The sequence below is a fragment of the Micrococcaceae bacterium Sec5.1 genome (assembly GCA_039636795.1).
Lineage (GTDB): Bacteria > Actinomycetota > Actinomycetes > Actinomycetales > Micrococcaceae > Arthrobacter.
In genome coordinates this window covers 3,706,175-3,716,976 of record CP143430.1, presented here as the reverse complement: position 1 = coordinate 3,716,976, position 10,802 = coordinate 3,706,175, and the positions used below count along the sequence as shown (strand labels likewise).

At 60.9% G+C, this 10,802-nt stretch carries 11 protein-coding genes; 9 read left to right on the top strand and 2 right to left on the bottom strand.

Going from position 1 to position 10,802, the window contains the following annotated elements; translation table 11 throughout:
* Positions 1-413 precede the first annotated feature (413 nt).
* From VUN82_16935 to VUN82_16915, 5 genes are all read left to right on the top strand, one after another.
* Entirely contained in the window at positions 414-1,766 is a 1,353-nt protein-coding gene (locus tag VUN82_16935; GenBank protein XAS70768.1) for a hemolysin family protein, read from the top strand.
* On the top strand, positions 1,763-2,836 hold the full coding sequence (locus VUN82_16930; protein XAS70767.1) for a hemolysin family protein: 1,074 nt from the start codon (positions 1,763-1,765) through the stop codon (positions 2,834-2,836). Before VUN82_16935 ends, VUN82_16930 begins: the two co-directional genes overlap by 4 nt.
* A gap of 136 nt (positions 2,837-2,972) precedes the next feature.
* Entirely contained in the window at positions 2,973-3,944 is a 972-nt protein-coding gene (locus VUN82_16925) for a zinc ABC transporter substrate-binding protein (protein XAS70766.1), read from the top strand.
* Positions 3,945-4,134: 190 nt separating this feature from the next.
* Positions 4,135-4,950, top strand: coding sequence for a metal ABC transporter ATP-binding protein (locus VUN82_16920; protein ID XAS70765.1), 816 nt, complete (start codon positions 4,135-4,137; stop codon positions 4,948-4,950).
* Positions 4,951-5,841 carry a metal ABC transporter permease gene (locus VUN82_16915; protein ID XAS70764.1) on the top strand — a complete coding sequence of 297 codons (891 nt, stop codon included), beginning with the start codon at positions 4,951-4,953 and terminating at the stop codon, positions 5,839-5,841. It abuts the gene before it with no gap.
* Here the strand turns inward: VUN82_16915 and VUN82_16910 are convergent.
* A complete protein-coding gene (locus tag VUN82_16910) occupies positions 5,838-6,305 on the bottom strand; it encodes a Fur family transcriptional regulator (protein ID XAS70763.1) in 468 nt (155 codons plus the stop codon). The genes VUN82_16915 and VUN82_16910 overlap by 4 nt on opposite strands.
* A 94-nt stretch (positions 6,306-6,399) precedes the next feature.
* Here VUN82_16910 and VUN82_16905 point away from each other — a divergent pair, with 94 nt between their 5' ends.
* Positions 6,400-7,077, top strand: coding sequence for an MBL fold metallo-hydrolase (locus VUN82_16905; GenBank protein ID XAS70762.1), 678 nt, complete (start codon positions 6,400-6,402; stop codon positions 7,075-7,077).
* Here VUN82_16905 and VUN82_16900 read toward each other — a convergent pair.
* Complete coding sequence (locus tag VUN82_16900) at positions 7,074-8,156, bottom strand: PLP-dependent cysteine synthase family protein (protein XAS70761.1); 1,083 nt, start codon at positions 8,154-8,156, stop codon at positions 7,074-7,076. The two genes, VUN82_16905 and VUN82_16900, sit on opposite strands and share 4 nt — an antisense overlap.
* A gap of 97 nt (positions 8,157-8,253) precedes the next feature.
* Between VUN82_16900 and VUN82_16895 the strand changes: the two genes are divergently transcribed.
* Genes VUN82_16895 through VUN82_16885 form a run of 3 tightly spaced genes read left to right on the top strand, consistent with a single transcriptional unit; the run spans position 8,254 to position 10,801 of the window.
* Positions 8,254-9,183 carry a sulfurtransferase gene (locus VUN82_16895; GenBank protein ID XAS70760.1) on the top strand — a complete coding sequence of 310 codons (930 nt, stop codon included), beginning with the start codon at positions 8,254-8,256 and terminating at the stop codon, positions 9,181-9,183.
* Positions 9,180-10,376, top strand: coding sequence for an NAD(P)-dependent alcohol dehydrogenase (locus VUN82_16890; GenBank protein XAS70759.1), 1,197 nt, complete (start codon positions 9,180-9,182; stop codon positions 10,374-10,376). The genes VUN82_16895 and VUN82_16890 overlap by 4 nt, the downstream gene beginning before the upstream one ends.
* Positions 10,373-10,801, top strand: a complete 429-nt coding sequence (locus tag VUN82_16885) for an HIT family protein (GenBank protein XAS70758.1) — start codon at positions 10,373-10,375, stop codon at positions 10,799-10,801. The genes VUN82_16890 and VUN82_16885 overlap by 4 nt, the downstream gene beginning before the upstream one ends.
* Position 10,802: the final 1 nt, after the last annotated feature.

Here is a 10,802-nt window from a genome sequence, read left to right as displayed (position 1 = left end):
GGTCCGGGTCCCGCGAACTCAGACCTTTGTCAGTCTAGTTAGGATCGTTGGTTAACTGCCAATAGTGGTGACCTAAATCATGTTGAGGCCGACGTAATGCTCCGGCGCTCCATTTCCCGGGGGAGGGACCGCTGCATGGGCCCGCGGAACCTGCCCTGTAGACTGAAACCCTTATGGACAGTAAATCTAGGTGCCGGCCTGGGAGCTGTCGGAGGAGCCGATCAGGCAACTCCGCACAGCGCACCCCTCGAGCCGGCAATACCCGTTCACATGCCCATCACGCGCCGGCGTTCCAAGCCGGTGGCGCCACGGACCATGCGTCTGCGGCACCCGATCAGCCTCCGCCTGGGCGAATCTCTCCCTTGAGGGCAAGTCCCGCACCGCAAGCGCCTGCCCTTGGAGGGAAGTGCTAAGTGGAATGGTTTCTCCTCCTTGCCGGTTTTGCCCTGATTCTTGGCACCGGCTTCTTTGTAGCAGTTGAGTTTTCCCTCGTTGCCCTGGACCAGGCGAGCGTTCAGCGCGCAGTAGACAACGGCGATCACGGCGCAGCTCCACTGCTGAAATGCTTGAAGTCCCTGTCCACGCAGCTTTCCAGCTGCCAACTTGGCATTACGCTGACCACGCTCCTGACGGGTTTCGTGATGGAACCCTCTGTGGGACAGCTCCTGGTGGGGCCCCTGGGCCTCCTTGGCCTCACCCCGGAAGTCGCACATTCCATAGCACTTGTTCTCGCAATGGCTTTCGCCACTCTGTTGTCGATGCTCCTGGGCGAGCTGGTGCCCAAGAACATGGCGATCGCCCTTGCTTTTCCGCTGGGCAGGAAGCTCGCCCGTCCGCAACTGATTTTCACGGCCATCTTCAAGCCCGCCATCGTCGTGTTGAACGGCTTCTCCAACAAGGTATTGAACTTGTTTGGGCTTGAAGCGAAAGAGGAAATCTCGGGGGCACGGACTCCTGCCGAGCTGGCTTCACTTGTCCGGCGTTCCGCGGAGCTCGGCACACTGGATGCAGGCACAGCAAACTTTGTGGCGCGAACCCTGAATTTCTCTGGCCGCACTGCAGCGGATGTCATGACGCCGCGCATCCGGATGGAAACGATTGACGCTGATCAACCTGTGAGCGACATCCTCGACGCCGCACGGCGGACTGGATACTCCCGTTTCCCGGTGATCGGTGACTCGGCCGACGATATCCGTGGGGTGGTCCATATTAAGAAAGCAGTTGCCGTGCCCGCAGATCGCCGGGCGAAGCTTCAGGCCGGGGCAATCATGACGGATGTGCTTCGCGTTCCCGAGACCATCCATTTGGATGCCCTCCTCTCCGAACTGCGCGAAGGAAACCTGCAACTGGCTGTGGTTCTGGATGAATATGGTGGCACTGCCGGGATCGCAACCCTCGAAGACCTGGTTGAGGAGATCGTTGGGGAGGTCTCCGACGAACACGACAAGGTCCGCCCGGGCCTCTTGCAGAGCGCATCCGGCGACTGGTACTTCCCTGGACTGCTGAGGCCGGATGAGGTATCCGAGCAAATCCCCAACCTGACTGTCCCCGACGAGCCTGCTTACGAAACTGTTGGTGGCTACGTGATGAGCAAGCTTGGTCGTATCGCGAAGGTGGGCGATGTGGTGGAGGCCGGGGGCGGCACGCTGACCGTGACCAGGATGGATGGTCGGAGAATTGACCGGATCTGCTTCCGCCACATTGAGGAAGATGAAGCGGCCGTTGAGGACACGCAGAATGATCGCCATGAAGCAGGTGCCGTATGAGTGACTGGGCAGGAATTGCCTGGCTCGTGGTTCTTTTGATCGGCAATGCTTTCTTCGTGGGTGCGGAATTTGCGATCATGTCCGCACGCCGCAGCCAGATTGAGCCTTTGGCGCAAGCTGGGTCAAAGCGGGCGCAAACTACGTTGCGGGCCATGGAAAGTGTGTCCCTGATGCTGGCCTGCGCCCAGCTGGGCATCACTGTGTGCTCGCTCTTGATTCTCCAGGTTGCCGAGCCGGCGATCCATCACTTGTTGGCGGAGCCGCTTGAGATGGTTGGCGTTCCGATGGAGTTGGCGGATGTCATCGCCTTTGCGATTGCGCTCCTCTTTGTCACGTTCCTGCATGTGACGTTCGGAGAGATGGTCCCCAAGAACATCTCGGTGTCCGTAGCGGACAAGGCGGCCCTGCTGTTGGCGCCGCCGCTGGTGTTTATTGGCCGCGTGGTCAAACCAGTGATCTGGACCCTTAACTGGTTTGCGAACCACATCCTCCGATTGATGCGGATCGAGCCGAAGGACGAAGTGTCATCTTCGTTCACCCTTGAGGAAGTCCAGTCGATTGTGCAGGAATCCACGCGGCACGGCCTGGTGGACGATGACGCTGGTTTGCTCAGCGGTGCCTTGGAGTTCTCCGAACATACGGCGTCGCACATCATGGTTCCGTTGGACAAGCTGGTGGTGCTGAGGACAGCGTCGACTCCCGTCGAGTTGGAAAAGGCGGTCAGCCGTACCGGCTTCTCTCGCTTCCCCATGGTGGACGACGACGGCGAACTCGCCGGGTACCTGCACGTCAAGGACATCCTCTCCATACCTGAGGAGGGTCGCCGCCATCCGATTGCCGAGGGGCGGATCCGTTCCCTGGCGAACCTCTCCCCGGAGGATGAGATTGAGCAGGCGATGTCTGTGATGCAGCGGACCGGATCGCACCTGGCCCGCGTGGTTGGACCAGGCGGCGCGACACAGGGCGTTTTGTTCCTTGAGGACGTGATCGAGCAATTGGTGGGCGAGATCCGGGATGCTACGCAGGCCACGGGGATACGGCGCCTTGGCGGTCCGCAGACCCAGCAATAGCGGGAAATTGAAGCTTGCGCCGGCCTCGGTGGTCGGCGCAAGCCCTTGCTAAATAGGAATCATTCCCATTTAGGGCTAAGCTGAAACCCAACCAATAAATGTTCTTGATTCTCATTTGAGTAGATCCGAGGTTTCCGTGCGTCGTTCCGTCGCCCGCATGTCGTTGGCCGCTTCTGCAGGCCTTGCCGCCCTGTTGCTTTCATCCTGTTCCGGTAGTGCCGGGGCAGGAACCCCGTCGTCATCGACAGGGGCCATTGAAGTGGTGACCTCCACGAATGTTTACGGGGACGTCGTGAAGGCCATTGGCGGGGACAAGGTCAACGTGAACGCGATCATCACCAAGACGAGCCAGGACCCGCATTCCTACGAAGCCAGCGCGCAAGACAAACTGGTCATCTCCAAAGCCAAGCTCGTGGTGGAGAACGGCGGAGGCTATGACGAATTCCTCCACAAAATTGCCGATGAGACAAACGTTGGCCACGAAAATATGATCAGCGCCGTTGAGGTCTCGGGGTTGGCTCCCGAAGAGGAAAGCCACAGCGAAGGTGCGTCCTCCGAAGAGGGCCACAATCATGACCACGGCGAATTCAACGAGCACGTCTGGTACAGCCTGGACACGATGGGCAAATTCGCCGACGCGGTCGCCAGCAAGCTCGGCAGCCTGGATCCGGCATCGGCATCGACGTTTACAACCAACGCGAACACTTTCAAGGCGAAGCTGACCGAGCTCAACGGGAAGCTTGCTGCCCTCAAGGAAGCCAACGACCACGCTCCCGTGGCGATCACCGAGCCCGTTCCTTTGTACCTGCTGGCAGCGGCCGGACTGGAGAACAAGACTCCGGAGGCCTACAGTGCAGCGATTGAAGAGGGAATCGATGTGCCGGCGTCGGTCCTGAAGGAAACGACGGACCTGGTGGGCTCCGGAGGTGTCCGGCTGCTGGCGTACAACGAACAGACGGAAGGGCCGCAGACCGAGTCCGTAAAGCGGGCTGCCGGGACTGCGGGCGTGCCGGTAGTGAACTTCACTGAGACCCTGCCGGAGGGCAAGGACTACGTGCAGTGGATGACAGACAACGTGGAATCTATCTCGGCAGCACTCAAGAAGTAGATTTCCTCACCTCCCCTTGCGGTGGGGGCCCTGTCGGCGTCCTAAGATATTCAGGATGGCTGCGGGGCCCTCTGTCTCTCACCAGCACAGAATCCCGCACCAGCAAGGACTCCTGTACCAGCTCAGGCACCAAAGGTAAGGCGCCGCCACTAGTTGCGTTCGCCGGCAACGCATGAATCGAGGACAACTTTTGACACCCGTAGTGAGCCTCCGCGGAGCGAGCCTTCAGTTCGGCAAGAGGACACTCTGGCGCGATCTTGATCTCGACATAAATCCGGGGGAGTTCTTTGCCGTCCTCGGACCCAACGGCAGCGGCAAGACCAGCTTCCTGAAAGTCCTCCTGGGGCTTCAGGAACTGAAGTCAGGAACGGTTGCCTTGGGTGGGCATCCGGTGGAGCGGGGAAGCAAGCGGATCGGTTACATTCCCCAACAAAAGTCCTTCGCGCCGGATACGCCTTTGCGTGCACGAGACCTGGTAGGGCTCGGCATTGACGGCCACCGGTGGGGTATGCGGCTGGCCTCAAGGAAGGTAAACCAGCGGATCGATGAACTGCTGGAGCTGGTGGGAGCCTCGGACTACGCGAAAGTGCCTGTGGGGCAGTTGTCTGGTGGAGAGCAACAACGGCTTCGAGTGGCCCAAGCACTGGCCACGGAACCTCAGGTATTCCTTTGTGATGAACCGTTGCTGTCCTTGGACCTGCATCATCAGCAGGGCGTCAGTTCACTCATCAACGAACAATGCCATGCCCGGAACAGTGCCGTCGTTTTCGTAACGCACGAAATCAATCCCGTGATCGACTACGTTGATCGCGTGCTCTACCTGGCCGGCGGCCATTTCCGTGTGGGGACGCCACAGGAAGTCATGACTACTGAAGTTTTGTCCGAGCTGTACAACAGCCATGTGGAGGTCATCCACACCAACGGAAGGATCGTCGTCGTCGGGCTTCCGGACGCGACCACGCACTTCCATGACGACGCGCACGCCGCAGCTGGGCAGGAGTTCTAAATGGACCTCAATGGAATCCTGCAGACCATCTTCAACTTTGAGAACTACGGCGAATTGCTGGTGCTGGTTCAAAACTCCATTTGGGCCGGGGCTGTCCTGGGACTTCTTGGCGGACTCGTTGGCACGTTCGTGATGAAGCGGGACCTGGCGTTCGCCGTCCATGGCATCTCTGAGCTGTCCTTTGCAGGTGCGGCTTTTGCGCTGCTGATCGGTGCCGATATCATTTTCGGCTCGCTGATCGGTTCAGTGGCTGCGGCAGTGCTGCTGGGATTCATGGGTGTGAGGGCCCGGGACAAGAACTCGATCATTGGCGTCATCATGCCGTTCGGGCTTGGCCTGGGCATCTTGTTCCTTGCCCTGTATGAGGGCCGTGCCGCCAACAAATTCGGACTGCTCACCGGCCAGATCGTTTCCGTGGATACTGTCCAGCTTCAGGCACTCGCGGGAACGGCGATCCTGGTGATGATTGCCCTCGTGGCGATCTGGCGCCCGCTCAGTTTTGCCAGCGTGGACCCTGAAATGGCTGAAGCGCGTGGTGTTCCCGTTCGCGGCTTGGCGATAGGCTTCATGGTGCTGCTGGGGGTCAGTGTGGCTTTGTCCATCCAGATCGTGGGCGCACTGCTGGTTTTGGCGCTGCTCATCACGCCGGCCGCTGCCGCACTCAGGGTTACCACTTCACCACGCCTGGTGGTGCTTTTGAGTGTTGTGTTCGCGATCGCTGCCACGGTGGGTGGAATTCTGCTTGCCCTTGGCAGCCGCATACCCATCAGCCCCTATGTCACCACGTTGTCATTCCTTATTTACGTAGTGTGCCGCGTAATCGGGCGGGTGCGGGCCAACCGTGGCCTCAACGGCCGCGTATCACGGGAGCAGCCAGCCGGCGCTCTCTAGAGCTTTCCCGCGGCCTTTTTGGCTGTGCATTCAGGACACAGTCCAAAGATCTCCACAGTGTGCGCCACCTCGGTGAAGCCATGCTCAGCGGCTGTTCGGGCTGCCCAGGTCTCAACCGCCGGGGCTTCAACTTCCACAGCTTTGCCGCAGTTCCGGCAAAGCAAATGGTGGTGGTGTCCGGTGACGGTGCAGCGTCGGTAGACGGCTTCGCCCTCCCCGTTGCGGAGGACATCAATGAGTCCATCATCGGCAAGTGACTGCAGGATGCGGTAGGCAGTGGCAAGGGATACGGAGATGCCCTTGTTCTGCAGAAGGCGGTACAGTTCCTGGGTGCTGACGAAGTCGTCCAATTCATCCAGCGCGGCGCTGACGGCCAGGCGTTGCTTGGTGACGCGCTGCTCCTTGATGCCTGTCACGGCCGGCGAGGCTGGGCCGGTCGTGGCGGAATTGGTGCCTTGTGGCATTGAAAGACTCACTTCCCTGGAAACGCTGGCAAACCCCAATTTTACCAGCAGGGGAGGCTTGGAAACTGTCAGTGGCCGCCCCTAGGCTGTCACCATGAAGCTCACCAAGTTCACGCATGCCTGTGTCCGGCTGGAAAAAGACGGGCGGGTCCTGGTCATCGATCCGGGCACGTTCTCTGAGGCCGAAGAAGCGTTGGCAGGTGCGCATGCTGTCCTTGTAACCCATGAGCACAACGACCATATTGATCGGCCGGCCGTGCTGGCGGCCCTGCGCAGCAACTCTTCGCTTGAGGTCTATGCGCCATCAGGTGTTGCAAAGTCCCTCATCGATGGAGCAGGAGTGGACGCAGCTGAATCCGAAACGTTGGCCAATCGCATCCATACGGTCGAACCGGGGTCCGATTTCGAGGCAGCGGGTTTCCCGGTGCGAACCTTCGGCGGCCAGCATGCCATTATCCATGCCCAGATTCCTGTGGTGTCCAACATCGGCTACCTTGTGGATGGGAACGTCTTCCACCCCGGTGATTCATTCGTGGTTCCGGACAGTATCGACGTCCAGACGCTGCTGGTGCCCATCCATGCGCCATGGTCCAAAGTGGGGGAAGTGGTGGATTTTGTCATCTCTGTGCGCGCGCCCAAAGCGTTCCCCGTCCATGATGGCCTGCTTAACGAGTTGGGCCGGGGGATCGTGGAAGGCCACGTCACCCGCATCGGTGCCCGATACGGAACTACGTACACGCGGCTCGCGCCCCGTGAGTCAGTAGAGGTTTAAGCGGTCCACGCACCGGTTTCGTGGAAGCGGTCCAGGACCGCTTCGTACGGCGCGGGATCCAGTCCTTTGCTGGCCAGCCAATCCGCGTCGTTATAGCTGCCGACGTAGCGGTCGCCGCCGTCGCACATGAGGGAGACGACGCTTCCCTTTCGCCCTTCCGAGACCATCTTGGCCACGAGTTGCCAGACGCCCCAAAGGTTGGTGCCCGTAGAGGGCCCCGCGTGCAATCCCGTGAGCTTACGCAGGTGTCGCATGGCCGCCACAGAGGCGGCGTCCGGGACTTGGATCATGTGGTCGATGACAGCCGGGACGAAGCTCGGCTCCGCACGGGGACGGCCGATGCCTTCGATACGGGACGGCAAACCCGTGGCGGCGGCAGCGTTGCCATCCCGCCATGCCGGGTAGAACGCAGAGTTCTCCGGATCCACCACTGCGAGGCCGGTGCTGTGCCTGTTGTATCGCAGGTAGCGACCTATGGTCGCGCTCGTGCCGCCGGTTCCTGCGCCCACAACGATCCACTCGGGAACAGGATGCTCTTCCAGGGAGAGTTGCTGGAAGATTGATTCAGCGATGTTGTTGTTGCCCCTCCAATCCGTGGCGCGCTCGGCGAAGGTGAACTGGTCCATGTAGTGGCCCCCGGAGGTTTTCGCTGTCTCCTCCGCCACGGCGTATACCTCTGAAGCGTGGTCCACCAAAAGGCAGGCGCCCCCGAATTCCTCGATGAGGGCGATCTTTTCCGGGCTGGTGGTCTTGGTCATGACAGCGATGAACGGCAAACCAATGAGCCGGGCGAAGTATGCTTCGGAGACCGCGGTGCTGCCACTGGAGGCTTCGACAATAGTGGTTCCCTCCGTGATCCAGCCGTTGACCAGGCCGTACAGGAACAGGGAACGGGCCAGGCGATGTTTGAGGCTGCCTGATCGGTGCGTCGACTCATCCTTGAGATAGAGCTGGACGCCCCAATGCTCGGGCAGGGGGACGGCGTAGAGGTGCGTATCTGCCGAACGATTGTTCTCAGCTTCGATCTTGCGGATGGCCTCGCTGGCCCAAACCCTGTCCTGAATGCACGAATTGCTCACCGGACAAGCCTACCGGCGGGGTGTGGAACGCAAGACTAGGCTGGAAGACCGGCATGGGTAGCAGAGCGCCCGCACAGGTTTACCTGAAGGAGAGCAGATGACCATTCTGATGGACGCATCCGAAGTACACCGGCGGCTCGCGGTGGGGGAGCGCACGGTACTCCTTGACGTGCGCTGGGTCCTGGGCAGGACGGACGGGCACAGCCAATACATGGAAGGCCACCTGCCAGGGGCGGTTTTCGTTGACCTGCCCAGCGAACTTGCGGACCACGCACAGCCTGCCCTGGGCCGGCATCCCCTTCCCTCAGTTGAACGCTTCCAGCTTGCCGCGCGACGCTGGGGGATCAACGACGGCGACACCGTGGTCGCTTATGACAACAGCGGCAGTATGGCCGCGGCCCGCGCTTGGTGGATGCTGAGGAATGCGGGCGTGGAAACCGTCTACCTGCTCGACGGCGGACTGGCCGCCTGGCGTGCGGCAGGTCACCCTGTGGAGGCAGGCGAGGTGACGCCCGCCGTCGGGAATGTCACTTTGGCCGACGGCAAAATGCCAACGATCAATGAGGAGGAAGCTGCGCAGTGGCATGAGCAGGGCGTACTGCTGGATGCGCGGGCCCGGGAACGTTACAGGGGCGAAATCGAACCGATTGACCCCCGCGCCGGACATATTCCGGGCGCTGTCAGCGCACCGACCACCGAAAACCTCACCGCGGAAGGCAGGTTCCTTTCGGCGGAGGAACTGCGCAGGCGCTTTGCTGGATTGGGAGCGGATGGCCCGGGCAACGTTGCCGTCTACTGCGGATCCGGCGTCACGGCTGCGCACCAGGTTGCTGCCCTGGAAATTGCCGGATACACCGCGGCACTCTTCCCTGGGTCATTCTCGCAATGGTCAAACAATGACACGAATCCCGTGGCCGTTGGGAGTGAACCATTCGAGGACGAACATGTAGGGAACGTTGGGGATGCTCCTGGCGCCCACGGGGCAACTGGCACGAGCACCGCTGCCGGGAGTAGCGTCGGATCATGACCCCTGGACGTCCCGTGCCCCCGCCGCTAGCGAAGCCAATTCCCAAAGACACAGCGAAGCCAATCCCCATGGACACAGCGAAGCCTGTTCCTGCGCAGTCATCTGAACCGGCAGGTTCCACACTCGCGGCGGCGTTTGGCGCCACGTCCCCGGACAGCGGGTTGGTACCGCTGACTGTGGCGCGCCGCGCGCCCAAGGAAGACGATGTAGAGATCGCGATCGAGTTTTGCGGTCTGTGCCACTCCGATGTTCATGCGACACGTGGCGAATGGCGTTTGCCACCCTATCCGCTGGTTCCGGGCCATGAGATCGTCGGCCGGGTAACGCGGGTGGGTGCTGCTGTGCAGAATTTCGCTCCGGGTGACCGCGTTGGTGTTGGCTGCCTGGTGGATTCCTGCCGGGAATGCGGGAGCTGCCTGGACGGACTGGAGCAGTACTGCGAGCGGGGAAACGTTGGCACGTACGGAGTTGCGGACCCGCGCAATGGCGACGCAATAACCCAGGGCGGATATTCGACGTCGGTGGTGGTTGACCGGCGCTTCGTGCTGCGTATCCCTGAAGCCCTGGACGCCGCAGCAGCCGCCCCACTGTTATGCGCCGGGATCACCACGTATTCGCCGTTGAGGTATTTCGACGTCGAAGAGGGAGATTCGGTGGGAGTAGTGGGGCTGGGCGGGTTAGGCCACATGGCCGTCAAGATCGCCAAAGCCATGGGCGCGGAGGTCACGGTGTTCACCACTTCTGAAGCGAAGTTCGACGCCGCACGGGAACTGGGGGCGGACCAGGTGGTGCTGTCCAGGGACGCCGAGGCAATGGCGGCTGCGAACCGCAGTATCGATGTCATCATTGACACCGTTGCAGCCCCGCATGACCTCAACCCCTACTTCCGCACGCTGCGGCTTGATGGGGCCCTTTTCCAGCTTGGGCTCCCTGCCGAAGACATGCCGCCTGTCAGCCCGGGGTTGCTCATACGCCGTCGCCTGGCCTATGCAGGTTCGCTGATTGGTGGGATCGAGGAAACCCAGGAAATGCTTGATTTCTGCGCCGCGCATGGGGTTGCCAGCGACATTGAGATCGTAGGGGCCGAACAACTCAACGAAGCCTATGACCGTATGGTGGCCGGGGACGTAAAGTACCGATTCGTGCTGGACACCGCAACACTTCAGGAACCCTCAGAAAGGGCAGATGCATGAGCACGCTGTTCACCAAAATCATCAACGGGGAAATCCCGGGCCGTTTCGTGTGGAAGGACGAGGACGTTGTGGCCTTCCTGACAATCGCTCCGATCACGCCAGGCCACACACTGGTGGTGCCCCGTGAGGAAGTGGATTCCTGGACGCACGCCAGCCCGGAGCTTTTGGCCAAGGTCATGGACGTTGCCCAGAGCATCGGCAAGGTCCAGGAAGAGCTTTTCAGCGCCAAGCGCGTGGGTGTCCTGATGGAAGGCTTCGAGGTGGACCACCTGCACGTGCACATCTGGCCCGCCTATTCGATGGCGGATTTTGAAGTGCACAACGTGGACCATAACCCGGATCCTGCCATCTTGGATGCCACGGCCGTGAAGCTCCGCGCGGCCTTGCGGGCTGCCGGTCACGCAGAGTTAGTACCTGAGGACTAGC